The organism is Paraglaciecola mesophila KMM 241, from assembly GCF_000315015.1.
In the GTDB taxonomy this organism is placed as follows: Bacteria; Pseudomonadota; Gammaproteobacteria; order Enterobacterales; family Alteromonadaceae; genus Paraglaciecola; species Paraglaciecola mesophila.
On record NZ_BAEP01000013.1, the window covers coordinates 1 to 20,772 of the forward strand.

At 42.6% G+C, this 20,772-nt stretch carries 18 protein-coding genes; 9 read left to right on the plus strand and 9 right to left on the minus strand.

Features of this window, described 5'->3' with window-relative positions:
* A partial coding sequence (locus GMES_RS22570) for a hypothetical protein (RefSeq protein ID WP_039986468.1) occupies positions 1–521 on the plus strand: 521 nt, incomplete at its 5' end.
* 190 nt (positions 522–711) lie between these two features.
* Here GMES_RS22570 and GMES_RS03720 read toward each other — a convergent pair.
* Positions 712–897 (minus strand): winged helix DNA-binding protein, encoded by a 186-nt coding sequence (locus GMES_RS03720; protein ID WP_006991238.1) that lies wholly within the window; start codon positions 895–897, stop codon positions 712–714.
* A gap of 245 nt (positions 898–1,142) precedes the next feature.
* Here GMES_RS03720 and GMES_RS03725 point away from each other — a divergent pair, with 245 nt between their 5' ends.
* Together GMES_RS03725 and GMES_RS22610 are read left to right on the plus strand one after the other, a co-directional pair.
* Complete coding sequence (locus GMES_RS03725; RefSeq protein WP_006991239.1) at positions 1,143–2,129, plus strand: alpha/beta hydrolase family protein; 987 nt, start codon at positions 1,143–1,145, stop codon at positions 2,127–2,129.
* Positions 2,130–2,307: 178 nt separating this feature from the next.
* A complete protein-coding gene (locus GMES_RS22610) occupies positions 2,308–2,613 on the plus strand; it encodes a hypothetical protein (protein WP_152334449.1) in 306 nt (101 codons plus the stop codon).
* Positions 2,614–2,899: 286 nt separating this feature from the next.
* Here GMES_RS22610 and GMES_RS03730 read toward each other — a convergent pair whose 3' ends face one another.
* Complete coding sequence (locus tag GMES_RS03730) at positions 2,900–3,358, minus strand: PGPGW domain-containing protein (protein ID WP_006991241.1); 459 nt, start codon at positions 3,356–3,358, stop codon at positions 2,900–2,902.
* 48 nt (positions 3,359–3,406) lie between these two features.
* Here GMES_RS03730 and cls point away from each other — a divergent pair, with 48 nt between their 5' ends.
* From cls to map, 5 genes are all read left to right on the plus strand, one after another.
* On the plus strand, positions 3,407–4,861 hold the full coding sequence (cls, locus tag GMES_RS03735; protein WP_006991242.1) for a cardiolipin synthase: 1,455 nt from the start codon (positions 3,407–3,409) through the stop codon (positions 4,859–4,861).
* Between the two features lie 59 nt (positions 4,862–4,920).
* Entirely contained in the window at positions 4,921–5,694 is a 774-nt protein-coding gene (locus GMES_RS03740; protein WP_006991243.1) for an endonuclease/exonuclease/phosphatase family protein, read from the plus strand.
* 191 nt (positions 5,695–5,885) lie between these two features.
* Positions 5,886–6,317 carry a universal stress protein gene (locus GMES_RS03745; RefSeq protein WP_006991244.1) on the plus strand — a complete coding sequence of 144 codons (432 nt, stop codon included), beginning with the start codon at positions 5,886–5,888 and terminating at the stop codon, positions 6,315–6,317.
* 391 nt (positions 6,318–6,708) lie between these two features.
* A complete protein-coding gene (locus tag GMES_RS03750; protein ID WP_006991245.1) occupies positions 6,709–6,915 on the plus strand; it encodes a ParD-like family protein in 207 nt (68 codons plus the stop codon).
* 1 nt (position 6,916) lies between these two features.
* A complete protein-coding gene (gene map, locus GMES_RS03755; protein ID WP_006991246.1) occupies positions 6,917–7,693 on the plus strand; it encodes a type I methionyl aminopeptidase in 777 nt (258 codons plus the stop codon).
* Between the two features lie 123 nt (positions 7,694–7,816).
* On the opposite strand, the gene GMES_RS03760 is transcribed toward map, so the two are convergent.
* From GMES_RS03760 to leuA, 6 genes are all read right to left on the minus strand, one after another.
* On the minus strand, positions 7,817–10,930 hold the full coding sequence (locus GMES_RS03760; RefSeq protein ID WP_193362977.1) for an FG-GAP-like repeat-containing protein: 3,114 nt from the start codon (positions 10,928–10,930) through the stop codon (positions 7,817–7,819).
* A gap of 105 nt (positions 10,931–11,035) precedes the next feature.
* Positions 11,036–12,973, minus strand: a complete 1,938-nt coding sequence (locus GMES_RS03765; RefSeq protein ID WP_006991248.1) for a CRTAC1 family protein — start codon at positions 12,971–12,973, stop codon at positions 11,036–11,038.
* Positions 12,974–13,519: 546 nt separating this feature from the next.
* On the minus strand, positions 13,520–14,575 hold the full coding sequence (locus GMES_RS03770) for a M48 family metallopeptidase (protein ID WP_006991250.1): 1,056 nt from the start codon (positions 14,573–14,575) through the stop codon (positions 13,520–13,522).
* Positions 14,576–14,838: 263 nt separating this feature from the next.
* Entirely contained in the window at positions 14,839–15,363 is a 525-nt protein-coding gene (locus GMES_RS03775) for a RidA family protein (RefSeq protein ID WP_006991251.1), read from the minus strand.
* Positions 15,364–15,423: 60 nt separating this feature from the next.
* Complete coding sequence (locus GMES_RS03780) at positions 15,424–16,749, minus strand: aminotransferase class V-fold PLP-dependent enzyme (RefSeq protein ID WP_006991252.1); 1,326 nt, start codon at positions 16,747–16,749, stop codon at positions 15,424–15,426.
* 336 nt (positions 16,750–17,085) lie between these two features.
* The gene (leuA, locus tag GMES_RS03785; RefSeq protein WP_006991253.1) at positions 17,086–18,813 is read right to left on the minus strand and encodes a 2-isopropylmalate synthase; all 1,728 of its coding nucleotides are present in this window, start codon (positions 18,811–18,813) and stop codon (positions 17,086–17,088) included.
* Between the two features lie 157 nt (positions 18,814–18,970).
* Here leuA and GMES_RS03790 point away from each other — a divergent pair, with 157 nt between their 5' ends.
* Complete coding sequence (locus tag GMES_RS03790; RefSeq protein ID WP_006991254.1) at positions 18,971–19,432, plus strand: Lrp/AsnC family transcriptional regulator; 462 nt, start codon at positions 18,971–18,973, stop codon at positions 19,430–19,432.
* A gap of 119 nt (positions 19,433–19,551) precedes the next feature.
* On the opposite strand, the gene yiaY is transcribed toward GMES_RS03790, so the two are convergent.
* Positions 19,552–20,700: an L-threonine dehydrogenase gene (gene yiaY / locus GMES_RS03795; RefSeq protein ID WP_006991255.1), complete on the minus strand. Its 1,149-nt coding sequence runs from the start codon at positions 20,698–20,700 to the stop codon at positions 19,552–19,554.
* Between the last annotated feature and the right edge of the window lie 72 nt (positions 20,701–20,772).

Here is a 20,772-nt window from a genome sequence, read left to right on the forward strand (position 1 = left end):
TTAAGCCTCTCATCGCAAAATCGAAAAGCCAATCCGAGTTTGAGACTCTCCTACACGAAAAGAGTAAACCCACCCCTGATTTACCTAGAAAAATAGCAGTATTGTCATGTTCATCAAACGCGAAAACAATAGAGGAAGTAGATCCCCGATATCAAGACTTGCCGTACTTCTACATATATACGACGCTCGATGGCTGTAAGGTTGGAAAAGCTGATAGCACACTTCGTTTAAACAATTTGCAAGAGTTATCCAGAAGGAATGCGTTTGTATTTTGTTTGAAAAAAGATGGTAGTGATGCCCTGTCGGCAGAGCGCATTGAAACCGACTTTAAGAGATATATGGGCTCTTTAGCTATCATGCCAGTTGATGGAAAAAAGGATCACTACAACCAACACTTTGCTGATGTTTTGAACTTATTCGACTGCTTCATTAACAGCATATCAGAAATAGAATGCGCGGGCTCACATGCATTCGTATGCGCTGACTATGAATATACGCTACCGACCAAACGGGAGGGATAATCCAGGCAATCAATTTTCCTTTGATCAAATGTTACCTTTGCCATAGATGCGCTTTGGTCAGTCACAAACTTTATTAACTAACTCAAACATAGAACTCTTCGAAAACCTTCAATTGTCACAATCTTAATTAATTTGGGGGTACTTGTGAGGGCTTGAGCCGCGTGGTTCGTTGTCACAAACTTAATTCAACCTAGTCAATATTGAGCTGGTCGGCAATAACTGTTATCGGGGCATTGTCTTGCTTAACGAGTGAAAATAATACGCCGAGTTGAGTGGTGCTAATGTGTAATTCACTCTTAAGCTTTCTGTCAGCCGCTTTAAACAAAGCGCCGTGAGCTAACTGCAGCAAGTGAAATATCTTAAGTTGCTTTTTCATAAAAACCATTTTCAAAGAACATTTATTTAATGTACGAAATAATTTTTTTAATTGCAACGATAAAGTCTATTTTTGTGTTGATACCCAGCAATTTAAAATTGATTTATTTAACGTGCGAAATATTTTGTTTTACATGCGAAATAAGTAGTGCTCTTATAAATAAACAGTGCTCTTAAATTGTTACAGGGCAACAAAATCTAAATGTAGTGACTCACTGCAATCACTTTACAACGAAGAGGCTAGTTATGAATAAGTCAATGCCATCGGGTATCGCATCGTCCGCGCAGTCTTTAAAAAGTATTGCAACACCAAGCGATACCGCGGACGAATTGAATACCAGAAGCGAACCTTCCATCGCTGATGAAGCTTCATCTAGCGAGTCAAGCGTTGAGCATAAAATCGTTACGGATGCTGGCCATTCTGTAGTGCTCAAGGTTTTTAGGAGTCAGCTAAAACCGGTTAAAGGTATTTGTGTGATTGCAGCAGCGACAGGCGTAGCGCAGCACCTTTATCAGGATTTCGCGGTATGGTTAACAGGCTTAGGCTTTCATGTTGTGACATTTGATTATGATGGCATTGGTTCCTCTATCGATCGCCATGTAAAGCATTGCAATAGTGACTTGTTAGGTTGGGCGAATAATGATTGTCCCGCAGTACTTAATTTTGTCGATACACACTTCAGCGGTCTCGAGTGTATTTGGATTGGGCATAGTGTAGGCGGCCACATGCTGGGAATGATGCCTAACACTGGCCCGGTTAGCCGGGCGATTACTGTCGCTACGGGCACGGGAACGTGGTGGTACAACTCACCACCGACTAAGCGCGTTGCGTGGTTTTTGTGGTACTTTCTAGTACCCCTCACAGTGCCGACTTTGGGCTACTTCCCTGGGGATAAGCTAAACATCATGTGCAACTTGCCCAAGGGCGTGATGATGCAATGGCGACGTTGGTGCCTAAAAGAGGGATATGCGGTTGAGAAGGAAGGGCAGTGGCTTAAGGATCGCTTCGCCAACGTGAACTTTCCCATCAGCGCAATTGCTTTCAGTGATGATGAAATGATGTCTTTAAAAAATATCGATATGTTGCATGGTCAGTTCAGCGGTGCAAATATAACGCGGCAAACTGTAGCGCCTAAAGATGTTGGTCACAAGAGAATAGGGCATATTGGTTGGCACAAGGGGCGTTACCAAAATATGTGGGAAAAGGTATTCACGCCCTTGTTACTGAGCTAATGCGAACGGGGCGTCATTACAACTGTTCAACCAGTTGCTCGCAGGATATTACCCGCTAGGGTAAGGTTTTTACCGTATATTCAGCCTTTTCATACGTAGTAGTGAACTTATTGCAGAAAATACAGGTCAACTGTTACATAATTGTTAAATAGTAACGTAAATACTTTTGTGAGAACTCATGGCGTCATTATTCCCTCTTCCTAGCGTTGTAAACAACGATAATCCGAATCCGAAAAAATATACAGCGAAGGGGCGTTATCATTCGAACTTACTAGTTGTATTAATTGCAATGGACGTATTAGGCGTGTTTGTTATGTTGATGGGGTTGCGTCAGCAGTTTCATCAGCAAGGCGTTTTACCTGAAACTATCGACGGCCCTTATGCTGGTGTCATGATGGTCGTTGCAGGTGTGATGCTCACCTTGCCCTTTTTTATCTGGAGCTTTAAAGCCAGTTTTCGACCATTTGGAACCCTAAACAAGTAGCGTGCTAAGTCTTTATTGAGCAAATCTTTCTTCTTCATAATATTCAGACTTGCGTCGCCGCAGTCAAAGGCACAGTGGGGAGCATTTATTCATTTCAAAAGACTCTCAAGAGCCATATGTGGTTCATGACGCTAGCCAAATACCCTGTAGATATAGAGTCAAACCGCTAAGTGATGTTAGCTTTTGCCGGGTATTTTTTCAGCACTTCGGAATTCCCTCGTTTGAGCAAAATCTTTAACCACAACCATTTTATGCTTTAGCGCGATTCAAAAAATTGGTCGCATATTTAATCAAAAATAAAGGGTTCTTTATTCGCCTTAGCTCGGATCCAATTGAGGGAAGATCTAACCGACTGTCTTGATAGCAGGTTATCTTCTAGTTTATTTTTACCTGGGAAGGGTATCAGGCTTAGCCCTATTAACATGGTAATTAAGCCTTGCCCGGGTAAAACTAACATAATAATCCCACACACCAGTAAGCCTATCCCAATCAGAATTTTTACCATTTCAATGATGAATATTAAGCTGTTTTTGCCAGATGTTCGCTTAGGGATGATGTCAGCATTTTTACCTTTGTTTTTCCTGCGGATAAAGTATCGTTTGTCCATGTTTGTAATGATGTAACTTATCAATATGAAATAACCAATAGAAACCGCCGACGTTATTAAAATGGTTAAGAATATGAAATTTGGACCAAATGTATCCGTTAGATAGGTTGTCGCTTCGGTGTAATATTCTGTCAGCACTTAGTTTTCCGAAATTGATTTACATAAGCATTAGTTGAGTAGGGTGTTATGCAAATATTTGAACAGTGGGTCCAATGGATTAATATTCATTGGGTAACCATCATAGTTGTTTTGCATATTGGCGTGTCCATTATGTCATCGTTACATGTACTTATGTTCAAAGAAAATGAACGTACATCGTTAGCGTGGATTGGCTTAGTTATCTTTTCGCCCGTCATAGGCAGTCTATTTTATTGGCTGTTTGGTATAAATCGTATTAAGCGCTCAGCGCGCAAAAAACACCCTCAAACACTTAAGCAGGATTTTCGCTCCCCAGAACAACCCAATAAAATATCTCATATCCCGGCGTATTGGCATCCGGCGGTCATTGCAGCGCATAATATTCACCCTGTTAATTACGTTTCAGATAATAGTGTTGAACCACTGGTTAATGGTGATATGGCTTACCCAGAAATGATTCAATCCATTAATGCTGCTCATCGCTATATTGTTTTATCGAGTTACATATTTGACTGCGATTCACTTGGACAACAATTCGTAGATGCCCTGTCTGACGCGCATCAAAGAGGAGTTATCGTTAACGTTTTATTGGACGGTGTAGGCATTGGATATAGCTGGCATAAATCAGACAGAGCCTTAAAGAAGCTTGGGGTGAAGACGGCCCGTTTTTTACCAGCTATTTCGCTTACTACTGTTCGCTTTATTAACTTACGCAATCACCGAAAAATACTTTGTGTAGACGGTGACGTAGCGTATGTCGGTGGAATGAATATAAGTAAAAATAATGAGGTGAAATCCGCTGAAGACCCGATTGATGATATCCACTTTAAAGTGACCGGTCCGGTGATTGATCAAATTAGTCAGGTATTTGCAGAAGATTGGTTTTTTGCGACCGGTGAGTTAATTGAATTTCCTTCGTTCGTACAAAATACGATAACACAAACAAGCAATAAATCGGTTATCGCTCGGGCCATTCAAGATGGTCCCGATGAAGACCATAATAAGATACGTTGGACGTTGATTAACGCACTCGTTTGCGCACAAACAAGTGTAAAAATTATGACTCCTTATTTTATACCGGACCAAACCCTAATGACGTCTTTACACGCTGCGGCCTTACGTGGTGTATCAGTGGAGATAATTGTCCCTGGACACAGTAACATTCCATTTGTGGATTGGGTGATGGAAGCAAATTTCTCGCGCATAATTCAGCATGGTGTAAAAATTTATAAAAATAATAGACCATTTGACCACAGTAAAATTGTTGTCATCGATGAAATTTGGTCATTTGTCGGCTCGACTAACTGGGATGCCAGAAGTTTGGAATTCAATTTTGAAATTAATTTAGAATGTTTTGATAAACAACTTAATGCCAAATTGAGTGCTTTTTTTCTTTCTAAAAAACAAAAATCACTACCGGTTACGCAGCAGGAAATTAGCAATCTACCCATCTATAAGAGGATTCGTAACAATTTGTTCCGATTATTTTCACCTTATCTTTGATAGGGTTATTCAGTCACCAGACCTTTGTATAATCTTGTTTGCTAGGGGGCGGTATAGTCATGCTTAAGAGTCGTTATTGCGCTTTGGAGTCTGTGAAAATAATGGGGCATGCACCCAACCAAGTTATGGGGCCGAACATTGAGCTTTTACTGTGGAATGTTTTCAAATGCAAAAAAAAGGGCTGGTTAGAGGATTTCAAATTTCTTTCTAGTGACAAAGATTTAATCCTCTTACAAGAAGCGATATTGAATTCACCTTATGATGTCGACTTCAAAAAGTCGCTACAACATCAATGGATGATGGCGCGCAGTTTTAAAAACGTGAAAACGAATATTGAAACGGGCGTTAAGACAGGATCGACTGTTGCGGCACAGCAACATTACTTTTCGGTGTCGAAGCCTAGCGAGCCTGTTTTTCAGACAAAAAAAATGTTGTTAGCAACGGTGTATCCATTGCCCACACTAGGGCAGTCGCTGCTCGTGGTAAATTCTCACCTAATTAATTTTGTTTCTTTTGATAAGTTCAGTATGCACCTGAACCAAGTATTTCACATGCTGGAAAATCATGATGGACCCATATTGTTAGCGGGTGACTTCAATACCTGGAATGGCAAAAGATTACGTTACTTTAATCACTTAGCGAAATCGTTTTCGTTAGACGAAGTGAGGATGGAGCGTAAACCAAGGTTCAATCATTTGTTTCAGCACCTTGATCATATATATTTTCGCGGATTAAAGGTTGTGAACGCTAACGTGCATACGAATATTCACTCTTCTGATCATTATCCAATCAGCTTGTCGTTGCAAACGCTAAATCCAGTTTCTGAAAAGTAACTTAGCTCTGATTCTATTTGAATGTCTAGGAACCAATTCAACGATAGGGGATTGTCATTGAATTGATTTTGATCACTAAACTGTCATTGGGCGCGGACTATACTTAACCCCTTGCGATAAAGGCGAGTCTGTTTGGGTGAGGCTTGTAGCGTTATTTCACAAACACACTTTACATTGTCTAGGAGAGTAATATGCGATCACGTACTATTTTATGGCCTACGGATTTTTCCGATACTGCGTCACATGCTTTGCAATACGTCGTTGAAATGGCGAATTTATATCAAGTGGGAATTCGTATTTTGCACGTCATTGAGCAGCCTACAGGAAATGAGAATTACATGATCCTTACGATCACTCCTTCTGAATTAGCTAAGAATATGGAAGATGCTGCCGCAACTAAAATGCATGATTTATTAAGTCAGTTAGATACGAGTTTAAAGGTTGAGACGATTATCCGGCACGGAGATGCGGTGGATGAAATCTTGGCTGAAACCAATAGCGATGATATTGGTATGGTGGTTATCGCCAGCCACGGAAGAACCGGCATGTCTCATTTTTTGCATGATAATGTTGCCGAAGCGATTGTCAAAAAAGCGAACTGCCCAGTACTCGTAGTCAAATAAAAGGGTTAAATCAATGCCTATTTATATTAGGCTGTGATAGCACTTCATAGTCGCAGACTGATCGCCTAGTGCGGTAAAGCTCTGGTGAAAGGCATAGTAAAAATAAAAAGATAACTGAATGCCTGGCGCCACTTAATAGTCATGCGCAAGGGCATTCAGGTTTGGCAAAAGTTACGCCGACAATCCCCCCAATAATCTCGGTGAAACCTATTTGCTATAGTGTCCTCAAATTCATTCTGTAGCTAACACTTGTCATTTCTACAGGGTAGGTTCTGCTGACGAACTTAGTTCAAATCATTCCCCTTGCAGTTAACAAACGGTCTATATTATTTTGCAAAATAAAGTCAAATAGAATACGATTCATATATGTTTTATATGTAAAGTGTATGTCATGGGAATTATAAAAATATCTGACGAAGTTCACGACGAAGTGCGAAAAAGCTGTCATGTCATGTCTCGTTCTATCAATGCGCAAGCTGAATTTTGGATAAAAATGGGGCGATTAGCAGAGTTAAATCCTACTTTAACGTTCTCAGAAATTATTGTTAAAGAACTGGAAAATGCCAACGCTGACACTGTTTTAAAAGTTGTGAAATAGTATGCAAGTCAACATTAAAACGACAAAAGAAATTGAGTTGATGCGCGAGTCAGGAAAACTGTTGGCTGAAGTATTCCATATGTTAGATGGCTTTGTACAAGAAGGGATCTCTACGTTAGAAATCAATAATCACGTCGATAATTTCATTCGTAATACATTAAATGCTAGGCCTGCAAGTGTTGGTCAATACGGTTATCAATTTGCATTAAATTCATCCGTTAACGAAGTCATTTGTCATGGGGTTCCACGTGATAGCTACAAGCTAAAGTCACGAGACATCATCAATTTAGACATCACTCTCGAGAAAAATGGTTTTATCGCAGACTCCAGCAAAATGTATGTTATGAGCGAAGCGAGTCCACTCGCTAAGCGTCTTGTAAAAACCACTTACGAAGCCATGTGGGCGGGTATTAAAAAAGTGAAGCCGGGTGCAAAATTAGGAGATATTGGTGCTGCAATACAAACCGTAGCACAAAGCAACGGTTATTCTGTTGTCAAAGAGTTTTGTGGGCATGGCATAGGCCGAGAAATGCATGAAGACCCACAAGTTCTTCATTTCGGAGAGGCCGGAACAGGGCTAGCTTTGCAAGCGGGGATGACATTTACCATAGAGCCGATGATTAATCAGGGGAAGGCAAAAACAAAGACTAAGAAAGATGGTTGGACAGTGATTACGGCTGATAAAAAACTTTCTGCTCAGTGGGAGCACACGATCTTGGTGACGCAAACGGGTTATGACGTTTTAACACTTCGACAAGAAGAAGCAAATCTGATTTAGCTCGAATGTACTTATTAATAAGCCATAGCGGGGAAATATTGGGTCACCATTTGGATAACACAGTGCTTAGTAACTGCTCTAGCAGGGCTTTCTATTACAGCCCTGCTTCGGGCTTAAACTGTATCACTCGATTAAAATAAACTCCTCTATTGCGTCTTCAAATGTTTTGCCGTTGCTGTTGGTGAAACTTACCTCCAATGAATAAAACTGACCTTCAGGCAGCTTATCAGAGGGGGCAAGCCCTTGCGTTGATAGAGTGGCTGTTGAATTACCTGACACGGTATAAAGCACACTTTTGTCGGTTTCAATCCTATCTTCGATGGGAAACCAACGGTATTTGAAGTGTCTTAACCAAACACGTAGCCCGCCTTCATCAGCAGCGATCACTGTGTGCCCAGGGCCCGCATGGTAGCTAACATGTACCTCGAAGGTATCACCGGCATGCACGGGCTGATTAATAAACTGAGCCAAATTATCAATTTTGATAAAGGGTTTTACATCCGCTTGCACGTCAAAATCTATGCTGCCTTGAATGCTTGGGTTCGCTTCGGCTTTTGCAGTAACGGTGACACTACCGGCCGTTAATGCGTGTAAGTTGCCATTGGTATCAACGGTGGCTATTTGCGGAACTGAACTTACCCACTTAAGTTGGTCGCTGTCGGGGTTTTCAGGGGTAAACGACGCGCTTAATGTCAGCTCATCCCCCGCGATTAGATTCGTTTTTGCTGCGCTCAACTGGATTGCCTCAAGCGGCTTTTCGTACCACTGAGAAACAGTAATTTGCGCTGTATCTGACATTTTCCCCTTGTTGGTGGTGGCCGTTATGGTTGTGGACTCACCTGCTTTACCCACTACTTGTAGTAAACCTGTTTTACTGATGTTGGCAACAGATGGGTGACTTGACTGCCAGCTTACGTCTTGCTGCGCATTGAGAGGGGCGAGGGCAGCAGTGAGTTGAATTTCATCTCCTGATCGCGGGGCTAAACCTTGGGTATTAATAGCAAGCGCCGTTGCATCGAGTTTGTCAGTATCAAACATATTATCCGCTTGTTTATCAACAAATGTGGCCGTTTCGCCATTGCGCCAGCGAACATGAATGCGCTTTATCTTTTGCTCACTGCCTAGCCCGAAATGTACAATGTTGAGCAGACTTTGCGAGAAAACTTCCCCAGCAGAGCCAACTCTTTTGACGTACGTTGCTGACGGCGTTTCAATCGTGACTTGTGCGCCAATAGCGTCAACATTGTCCTGTGGCGAATAACCAACGTTGACCAAAGCGTAGTGATTATCACCGATAGGTTGATTGTTATATAGATACCACTGGCCGTATTCACTGCCACTTAATATATCTAGGTTGCCATCTAAGTCAAAGTCAAACGCTTGGCCCATGTCGCCAAACCCCGGGCCCCCTAAGTCACTGGCACCGTGCATGGTGACGGTTTCGAACGCCCCATTGCCAGTATTAAGCAACATAAGATCTGAAATACGTTTTTCTACTAATCCCCAGCGATAAACGAAGAGGTCTTGCTGTCCGTCATTGTTAAAGTCGCCTGTGGTCACACCAAGTGCGTTACCGCCTAACGGGATATTCCATTGAGAAGTGACATCAACAAATTGTCCTTCTTTATTTTCCAGTAATACGTCCTGAATACTGCGATTTTCAGGCTCGAAAAGTGTTTCGGCTTCCTCGACACCCGATAAAGTAAAGAAATAGGACCAAAAGAAATCGCCGTTACGCACCAGTGCGCCACGCCATTTATTGTTACCTATGTGGCCTAAATAAACACCATTGGCAGAGATATCATCAGGCCAAACTTGAGCCATCGTGTTATCGAATTCTAGTGTGCCGTCAGCTGGTACATCATTGACGGTTTTATCTTTACCTAAAAATATGGGGTATGTTTGGCCTCGAAAGCCGTTTTGACCCAAGAATTGATAGTTGTGCCATTTAAGCGGCCCACTTGCAGTAAGACTAAATTCATCAACCCCTTTATAGCCACGGGTTTTCAAAGAGAATGTCTTAGCGATAGGGTCAAAGTCAACAGACGGCGATTCGCCCTTACCATGTTCAAACTCTTTACCACGTGCCATATAGAGGTCTAAGTCACCATCGTTATCGATGTCAATGTCGGTGATGGCCATCACACCGCTGAGTTCACGGATATTGATAGGAATGCTGTCGCTGATGTCTGTGTAAGTAAAGTCGCCATTGCCTTGCCATACAGAAAGTGGTCCGTACATGATGATGTCATCGATATTATCGCCGTTGAGGTCGGTGACCAAGGTACGTGAGGATCTGACGTCTTCAATTCCCGCTATGGCTTTATATGTGAATTTTCCTTGGCCGTCGTTTTCATAAAAAAAGTGTTGAGGCGTTTGATTAGCTAAGCCCGTTTCGTTCACGATCATTAGGTCAAGATCGCCGTCTAAATCCATATCGACAAATCTGGCACCGCGACCACGCGCGCCGCGATCGATGCCGACATCGCCGGTGTAACGAACAAAGTTACTGTCATTGTTGCGATAAAAATATGACACTGAAGGATTTGTGCCATTGCCGCCACCTCGACTGAGTAACATGTCTAGATCGCCATCGTTATCGTAATCACCTAATGCTGTACCGTGAAGGTCTTGCATGAACCAGCGAGACAAGTCGTCTTTGTGCTTGGTAACGGTCCCGTCACCGTTATTCCAATAAATTTTACTGGTTTCGGCATTATGGTTGTTAAGGATAAAATCGTAGTCGCCGTCTTGGTCAATATCTGCAACTGACGGCCCGCCGTATTTGAGCGAGTTCACTTTATCTAACCCAGCAACCACTGAAATATCCTTAAACTGGGGAACAGCAACATGTGGAACGTCTTCTATTTCTAAGCTTTTTATCGTGACTGGGGAATTGATTGTTCTGAGCTGTAAACGCGTTTCACCTAGTGCCTGAAAGTGCACCAAGGCGTTAAGCGTTTGTGTGCCGCTACGTGGAATATTCAGGTTATCAATTAGGACCTGCTCACCTTGTAGCAAAGTGAGATTGGCTGATGCGCCTGGATTGTCAATTTCGAAGGTTAACTTCTTGGTTTTACTACCATTTACATCATAGTTAAAAATAGCAGGTGCTGAAGGGGCGACACTAATATCGGTTAAGCTATCACCGGTGGGGCCGCAAGCGGTTAAACCAAATGGCAGTAGCACTATAAAAGTGCTGACGCAGAGATAGTGTATGAATGGCTTGTTGGTCATGTTTGAACCTGTCAATGTACTCGTTTTTATCTACAGAATAAGCGTGATAGACGCCAGAGCCCAAAGTGATTTGGGCGTCTGTCATCATCAAAAATGCAATATCAGTTAAAGTGACTTACCTAAGGTAAGTAGCTGGTTTGCCTGCTTGTTTTTTAAGGTTTGAGTTGTTCCGTCGCGCCAGCGCACTGTGATGTCGCTTATCATATCGTCTTCACCTAAACCGAAATGCGCTATGTTCAAGAGACTTTGAGAATGGTTAGCATTGCTCGAGCCTATCAACTTGTACTGTGTTTGGCCCTGAGAGGTTATCCATACCTTAGCACCATAGGGGTCAACGCCGTTTTGCGAGTAGCCAATTTTCAGCAGTAGGTGATTGTTACCTGTATTGTTAGTGACGTTTTTGTATAAATGCCATTTTCCGTTGTCGTCATCACCACTTAAAATATCTATGCTTCCATCTAAGTCGTAATCAAATGCAACACCTGAGTCGCCGTGAGATTTTAAACCTACTTCTGTGGTGGCGTTATGTGCCAGGCTACTGGTGAAATGACCGTCGCCGCTATTAAGCAACATAACATCAGCGACTCTGCGTTTTAATTCACCGAAGCGGTATACGAAGAAGTCGGCATTGCCGTCATTATTGAAATCGCCCGTTGTGACTCCCCAATTATTGCTGTTTAACTCATCAGGGATACGCTGTGAAATATCAGTCAGCACGCCATTATCGTTACGCAGCAATACATCAGGTACGGCTAAATTCTGTGGTTGCCAGCTTGCATCGTATCCCGTAACGCCAGTGAATGAAGCTCTTACGTCCCATGCTAAATCGTCAGTTAGCATCCACTCAAGACGCCATTTGTTGTCACCTAGATAGCCTAAGTACCAGCCTGTTTCGGTTATCTCAGTGGGAAAGCCCTTTGCTTGTGCTTGGGTGACGGTATGATCTGCATGGGGTGTGGTGATTTGCTGTTTATTGGCACCAATAAACACGGGCATAAATTCCAGTAGTTTAGCTCTGGGGAAGTGATAGAAGTCGTTCAGCACCAGATCCGAGTCGGCGTATAAGGTTAAACCATCGTGGCTTTTACTGCCGACGTCTCTGAGATCCAAGGTTTGGTGATCTTTATCGAAGCTGATGCTGTTGTTGGCAATGGTGTAATACAACTTACCACGTGCAAAGTAGTAATCTAGATCGCCGTCATTGTCGATGTCAGCTTGCGCTATGGTAATCGCACCAGGATAGCCGTTATGCCCTTGGGGGAAAACCGCATCAGTGGTGTTGGTAAAGGTAAAGTCGCCATTGCCGTGCCAGATAGAGGTTTTGTCATAACTGGTAAATGTGATCACGTCCATCACATCATCATTGTCATAGTCGGTTATTAGAACCCGCTCTGCTTCGACTTCTTCAAAGCCCGGGCTTTTAATATAACGGAATTTACCGTTACCGATATTTTCAAAAATAATATTGCGTGGTGCGGTTTCATTGACCATTTTAGCGGCGTTAACTTGCATGAAATCTAGATCGCCGTCATTGTCTAAATCGACCCAGCGTACACTTCTGCCTCTGGCTCCTAATTTTGATATGCCCGCTTCTTCGGTTACATCTGTATATTGGCCATTGTCATTGCGTAATAAGCGTTGAGGTTGAGGTTTTAAGCCATTTCCGCCACCCAGTGACAGTAGAATATCGTTGTCACCGTCTGCATCGTAATCACCTGCTGAGATCCCGTGTAAATCTACCTTACCAAAAATATTTTTAACTTCGTTAAAGCGGTTATCAGCTTGGCCCATGAAAAGTTGTACTGGGGTAGTGTCGTGATTGGAGAGTAAAAAATCGTAATGACCGTCATTATTTAAATCTGCCACCGCAGGCCCGCCGTACTTCCAATTTGCTTGTGTCACTAAGCCCACGGCGTCGGATACGTCTTTAAATACCACAGGACTAGTATCGGTTAGTCTTTCAACCTTTTGATGAGTACAGGCGCTTTGCACAACAATCGCAACGCCAAGGGCGACTAAGGAGAATGGTTTATGTATGTTCATAGTAATAAGAGTCCCTAATGATCAAAACCGCAAGCTCGGTAAATGACGTAACCTAACGACACGTGCCCTGACGATTCATTTTCGGCTAAGTAGATTGTATTTACTGAGTAATGTTTATTGTGAATTGTTTACAATATTGCATCATACTTACTACAAAATATGATCTCAACCAAATATTTGAAATTCGTTTTTAAGCCGAACCAATACATCAGGCTAAATATTTTTTATTTTATCTATCTCTATGTTCTTGATAACAATTTGGAGTATCAAACATACTTTTTATTGTGATGGGCATGAGTGAGAAAGGCTATTTTGGAGTTTTAAATGTGGGTCACTGAGGTTTGCTATACACAAAATTACGTGAGTTTTTAACGGAATTTATCTTGTTACTTCGTCGTGATAAGGCTAAGGACCTCAAAAATAAATTACATGAGCAGGGCCTTAGAGACGCTATTCAATGAATTTATCAATTAAAAGGTAGACACTTATTACGCCTACCTTAGAGATAGCTTCTTGAAGCGATACCATGTTGATTAAAGTATCTGATTACACCTGCTTGCCTGACTTATTCAATGGATAATACTTGGGTAAAAGTGAGCCCATCTCAGAGACAGTTACGTTATCAAATTGGGCGATGTATTTTTGAAACTCCTCAGGATACATGTAACGCGCAAACGCTATTAGATTTAAATAGCGGTCAGTCATATGCGGATGAGTTGATAAAATTTTAGATATCCGTCCAAAAAACGAAAAATGTAATTGGTTGGCTTGTTCCAACAACCCTTTAATTTGAACATCCTTTGCAATATCGTTACCTACTAACAGTTTATCAAATGCAACAATTGCACTTTGCAGATCACTGCACAAGGCCATTCCTATCTGGTCACCTGAGTATTGTGTTGCTCGTTCGTACGGGAGAATTAGTAGATTAAATATTTTAATTTTTTCAATGCTTTTTATAATTATCGAAAGTAACTGAAATCGTGCGTGTTTCGCCTTTAGGGAGCCAATAAATCTCCCTAGTATCCAAACCAACTGCTCTCTACATTCGCTAGTGGGCATAGAATGTACAACTTCTGAGTTAAGAAGTATGAATTTCGTTTGAAAGAACTTATACAAAAACGCATTAACATTGCCGTTTTCCGTTATGTAGATATCTACATTTTTCTTATATTCAAGTCTTGCTTTTACTTCGACAAGAATTTCATGAATCTCAGGGAAATTGTGTGGTGAAACTAATACTGAACTACCGATCAGAGATGCTTTAGATATTTGCAAAACAAACCATACTGCAAAAATAATTACAGACAGGCCAATCAGTACGAGACCGAATGTTGCAAATATAAGGGAAACTGCAGAAATTGTTATTGGAAAGGCTATTAATAATGCAATTAGAAATCGTGACTTTTCTGTGGGGTGTAGAAGCTTTTTTAACTCATGTTTTGTTATAACATTATTTATACTAGGAGAGTCATTTTTGGACCTAGTATCTGCTTCAAATGACGCTGAGCAGGTTTTGCATTTAACAGTTCCTAACTTACCAAAGGGCAATTTGTGCGCTTGACCACAGCAACTACATTCGATGATCTTTCCATGTTTCATAATATGCTCCCTAAAATAGTCATTTGTATCCGTTCAACATTTTAGAATTTATATATTTCGTACTATAGTTGTAGTCTATTATTTTTCTATAAGTAAGGGTTAACTAATCAAATATTTAGTGTGTTTCAGATTTACGAGTCCCGTTAAGTAAATAAGAAACCCGTCGGTTTAGGAAACATGCGTACAATTGCTGATTCAGAGCGTCGTAACGGTGCGAAAGCTATATTTGTTATGCAACACGAAGCAAACATATGCGGTAGTAACTAGTGTTTCAACTCAATCACTGCGCTGACTTCCACTGACATATTCCCGGGTAAACCACTCATCCCCACCGCTGCACGAGCCGCTTTACCGTCATCACCAAAAGCAGTTACAAACAAGTCAGAAAAACCGTTGATGACCTTCGAGTGGTCTGTAAATGCAGGTACCGCTGCTACCATGCCGTTAATTTGTAGCACCTGTTTAACCTTAGATAAGTCGCCGACCGCCAGTTTTATAGTGGCCAGCGCACACAATCCCACGCGCTGAGCAGCGTCATATCCTTGCTCAACGGTGAGCGTATCGCCTAATTTACCTAAAACACTTTTTCCTTCGCAGGCACCGTGACCTGACAGGTACAAGGTATTCCCTGAGCGTCGCCATGTAACATAATTAGCGATGGGTTTTACGGGAGCTGGTAATTCGAAACCAGCTGCTTTAATGCGTGCTTCGGGGGAATCGCTGGCCAAGGCATTTGCAGACATCGCAAGGCTGATGGATAAAGCGCAGGTAAGAAAAAGCTTGTTCATGATGTTCCTTTGGCTTGTTATTTTTTGGATTAATTCTACATTTTTTGCGTTATTCAACGTTTATCCGAGGTTTTTCAAAGCGATAAGCAGTTGGCTAATATCATTTGCTGAGGTAAATACCTGTGGCGTAACCCGTATACAGCAACCGCTGGATAGCCCTACGCGAACGACCGTAAAAACGCCAAACTCGTTTTCTAACCTTTGCTGTAGGTTTTTGGCATCTTCCAGCGTTGTTCTACCTACTAGGCGAAATGCACCCATGCCCGAACAAGACTCACCGTCAGAGCCGCCTAATACTTCAATATGCGGCATTTTACGGGCTTCGCTTGCCCATAAAGCATGTAAGTAACGCAGACGCGCTTCTTTGTTCGCTCCGCCAAGCATATTATGAAAATCGATAGCCGCAGGCAGGGTTAAAATTGAAGCGAAGTTAACTGTAGCAGTGTGTACGCGCGCGCTTACACTGGTGTTTTTTGGGTCAGATTCACCAGGGTAGGGTGATACTTTTTTCAATGAGCCTTTTTTCATATACAGCGCACCTACACCCACTGGGCTGCCAATCCATTTATGTAAATTAAACCCTGCCCAATCGACGTTCAATTCTGTGATATTGAAGTCGAGTAATCCCCATGATTGCGCACAGTCACATATCACATCTATACCCCGTAACTTCGCGATAGCCGAAATCTTAGCGACGGGTAAAATCAAGCCATGTTGATTACTCACATGAGTGAGCAGCATCAATTTTAAATTAGGATGTTTATCAAATGCCTCTATGTATTTATCTAGTATTTGTTGCTGATTGGCTTGCGCAGGCAGCTTTACCTCAACCGCCTCGAGGTTTCCAGACGCCGCAAGCCAGCGCATGGTGTCTTTGAAGCTGGGGTAATCGATATCCGTATATAGAATGGCATCATCTGACTCCAGCCGATTGTACTGTCGAATAAGGTTGTGAATGGATTCAGTGGCATTGCGGGTCAGCACGACTTCGTCTTCGCGTGCCCCAAGGGCTTTGGCCACTTTAAGGGTACTTACCCTTTCGTCGTCTTTATAGTGTTTACGTGCATAGTAAGACAGATCAGTGTTGACCATACGGGTATTGTCTACATAGGCTTCTTGTACTGGGCGAGACATTTTGCCCCAATAACCATGCTCTAAATTAACAATGCCCTGAGCTGTGTCGTAAAACAGTGCAACCTTGGCCCAAAAAGATTCATCCCCAGCGAGGGATTCAGGTGAAAGCCCTTTAGGGAAAGCGGGAAATTCAGCCGCGCTAATTTGCGGCGCGCTGTGGGCCATTCCTGGTGCAGCAAGGGTGCAAACTGCCCCCGCAGTTAAGGTTTTTAGCATGCTTCTACGATCAAAGTTCGTCGCGTCCTCGCTCATTACTACACCTTATTATGTTAGCTATTTTATCGAGTTTAAATGAGGTTTTTCAAACAAGGAGTGCTGAAAAATACTAGCTCATTCAACAGCATTTAGCATGAGTCGAGCCAATGCGCATACTTTGGGCAAAATCTCATCAAAAGACCGTAATCGGGGCTGAAATCGAAAATAGTCACTGTTGAGTGTTGGCAAAAAATGAAGTTACGGAGTATCGGAAGAAAAAAAGCCCAGTATCTAAGGTTAAATACTGGGCTGCATTATGGCGCTCTATGGCAATGTAGAAGCTGCATATAGTGTTGCTCTATTACCGTTGCTCGTTACTAAATTGACGACGAACTAAGCAGGGCAAGCGGCTTGCTTCTGGTTAAATGTGTAAGCCTTAGCAACAGCGATTTGTATGCTTTCTTGTTGCTCACTTCTGTTAATACCACTTAGCATCGCTTTAACCGCCGCTGTCAAAATATTACTGTCTTTTGCGACGCCGAAATGGGTTGCGGTATCACCCATTCTTAATTCTAAATAACAGGCAGCAGTCACTCCAGAGCCCTCACCGATAGCGTGTTCGTGATAGTCAACAATCTCGAGTGGGGTTTGAATAAATTGACTCACGGCATGGGATGCAGCGTCAATTGGGCCATTACCCACACCGCTAATATTGAGCTCAGTGTTGTTAATGCTCAGTTGAATATCAATTTGTTGCTGGTTGTCTTCTACCGATTTTATTTGGCACTGCTTAAATTCAATCCAATCGGGTTGAATCAAATAAGTCGACTCAAATAACGATACAATACCTGAAGCGCTCATTTCTTTGCCGCTGGTATCATTGTGTTGCTGAACGATTTTACTGAATTCAATTTGAAGTTTTCGCGGTAACTGCAAACCGCCTTCGCGCTCAAGTAAGAAGCTCACGCCCCCTTTACCAGATTGACTGTTTACCCTGACAACTGCGTCATAGCTACGGCCTAAATCAGCTGGATCAATCGGCAAATAAGGCACTTGCCATAGGGTATCTGCTTTTTGTACCGCCAAGCCTTTTTTAATCGCGTCTTGGTGTGAGCCTGAAAAGGCGGTAAAGACTAATTCCCCAGCATAAGGGTGGCGAGGATGCACAGGCAACTGGTTACATTCTTCTACTAAATTTCGCACTCTATCGATATTCGAGAAATCCAACTCCGGATTTACACCTTGGGTGTATAGGTTGATTGCAAGGGTGACTAAATCCACGTTGCCCGTGCGCTCACCGTTGCCAAACAAACAGCCTTCGACTCGGTCGGCACCTGCCATTACCGCTAATTCCGCTGCAGCCACCGCTGTGCCACGGTCATTATGTGGGTGCACACTTAATACTATATGCTCTCGGCGGTTAAGATGACGGTGCATCCATTCTATTTGGTCAGCGTAGGTATTCGGGGTGTTCATCTCAACGGTGGCAGGCAAATTAATGATAATTTTGTTGTCGGCGCTTGGCTGCCAAACCTCTACAACTGCGTCACACACGTCTTTGGCAAACTCAATTTCGGTGCTAGAAAACACTTCGGGCGAGTATTGGTATGTCCAATTTACCTCTGGTGCTTGGGCAGTCAATTCCTTCACCCACGCTGTGCCTTGGGAGGCAATGTGCTTTACTCCCGCTTTATCAGTTTTATAAACAATATCGCGAAAGGCCGGGGCGACAGGATTGTACATATGCAATATGGCTTGCTTCGCACCGCGTAAGCTATCTACTGTGCGCTCGATTAAATCAAAGCGTGCTTGTACCAATACTTCAATCGTTACGTCATCTGGAATATGATTTTTTTCGATCAGTAAACGCACAAAATTAAAATCAATGTCTGACGCTGAGGGAAAGCCCACTTCAATCTGTTTAAAGCCAATAGCCACCAACTCTTTGAAAAAGCGTAGCTTTGTTTCAATCGACATGGGGTCGATCAACGCTTGGTTGCCGTCGCGCAAATCAGTGCTCATCCAGATAGGAGCATGAGTAATGTGTTTATTCGGCCATTGGCGATCAGGTAAGCTAACCCCTTCAAAGCGTTGATATTTGGTGTGTGGTTGGCTGATCATTTTTTGCGCTCCGGCGTTTAAGACAAACAATGTGTATAAGCGTAACTCAGTCCCTCGGGCAGATAATTGCTAAAACTGGTTTATTTCGCTTTATTGCGCAATAATATTGCTCAATATTGCAGTGTATTAATTATTTACGTCTGAAAGGAAAGGTAGCGTGGAACTTGATAAGTACGATCGGCATATTCTTGAAATAATTCAGCACAAGGGAAGGATCTCAAACCAAGAGCTAGCCGATGCAATTAACCTGTCCCCATCGCCTTGTTTACGTAGGGTACGGCAACTAGAAGAAAGCGGTTTGATAGACGGCTACGTGGCGCTAGTAAATGCGCGCAAGCTTGGTTTAAATCTGCTGTCTTTTATTCAAATCATTATGGATAAACACACCCCAGAACGTTTCGCTAAGTTTGAGGAAAGTGTCATGGGGTTTAATGAGGTGTTGGAGTGCCACTTGATCACCGGTCAAGCCGCAGATTACGTGCTTAAAGTCATTGTAAAAGACATGGACGATTTTCAGCAATTTTTGCTCGACAAACTCACTCGCATCGAAGGCGTCAGCGGAGTGCATTCCTCGTTTGTGCTTAAATCTCCCGTGAAGAAAACCTCTTTGCCAGTATAATCCCCCAAAATAAAAAGCCTGAAAGTGAATTTTCAGGCCTTCATACCTCCCTTATTTAACACGATGATTTTTATTTATCGCAACGTCATTGAAACGTGAGGAGTGCTAACAAAAGTAAATCACATGGCGGCTTTGAAAATAGCAACCACGTGTTCATGGGTTGGCTGTATTGGGTTTGTTATGCCGCAGGCATCGTTCATTGCATTGGTCGCAAGGATATCAAAATCTGCTTCTTTCGCACCTAACTCAGCAAGACCAGCTGGAATATTCACACTGCGTGAAAGTAATACAATGGCGCTAATGGCCGCCTCTGCACCCGTTTCATCAGTTAAACTATCTACCGCAACTCCTAATGCTTTAGCAATGTGTTTTAGACGAGTCGCTGCTTCTTGCGCGTTGTATTTTTGTACATGTGGCAGTAATACTGCGTTGCACACACCATGAGGTAAATTGTAAAAACCACCTAATTGGTGCGCCATAGCATGAACATAGCCTAAAGATGCATTATTAAATGCCATACCAGCTAGAAATTGTGCATATGCCATTTGCTCTCGGGCAACCATATTGGTGCCGTTATGCACCGCCTCATGCAAGTTATCGCGGATAAGCTCGATGGCTTTGATAGCACATGCATCTGTGATCGGATCGGCGGCAGTAGAGACGTATGCTTCAATCGCATGAGTCAGTGCGTCCATACCGGTCGCAGCTGTTAAAGATGCAGGCATACCCGCCATCAACCTTGGATCATTTACGGACAATATAGGCGTTACATTTTGATCCACAATCGCCATTTTTATATGTCTTTCTTGATCAGTAATGATGCAGAAGCGAGTCATTTCTGACGCTGTACCCGCCGTTGTATTAATGCTGATTAACGGTAGCTGGGCCTTTTTAGATACATCAACTCCTTCATAATCACTGATGTGGCCTCCATTTGTCGCCACCAGCGCGATACCTTTAGCGCAATCATGGGCTGAGCCTCCCCCGAGAGAGATTACGCAGTCGCATTGATGGGTATGCAGTACATCAAGTCCCGCGTTTACATTGTTCACGGTCGGGTTAGGTTGAACGCCGTCAAATACTAGGCTGTTAATCTCTTTTTCTTGGAGCAAGTTTTGTACTTCAGCAACCACACCTAATTGTGTCATACCTGGGTCGGTAACAATCAGAGCATTTTTAAACCCAAGGGACTCAATTTGTTGAATAGCATCCTCGAGGGCATTCTCGCCCATGATATTAACGGCAGGAATATAGAATGTGTTGCTCATTAGGTTATCCTCAATGTTACGTATTTTTACGTTGATTTAGTCTGTTGAGTTTCCCACTATTAGCGCCTTATA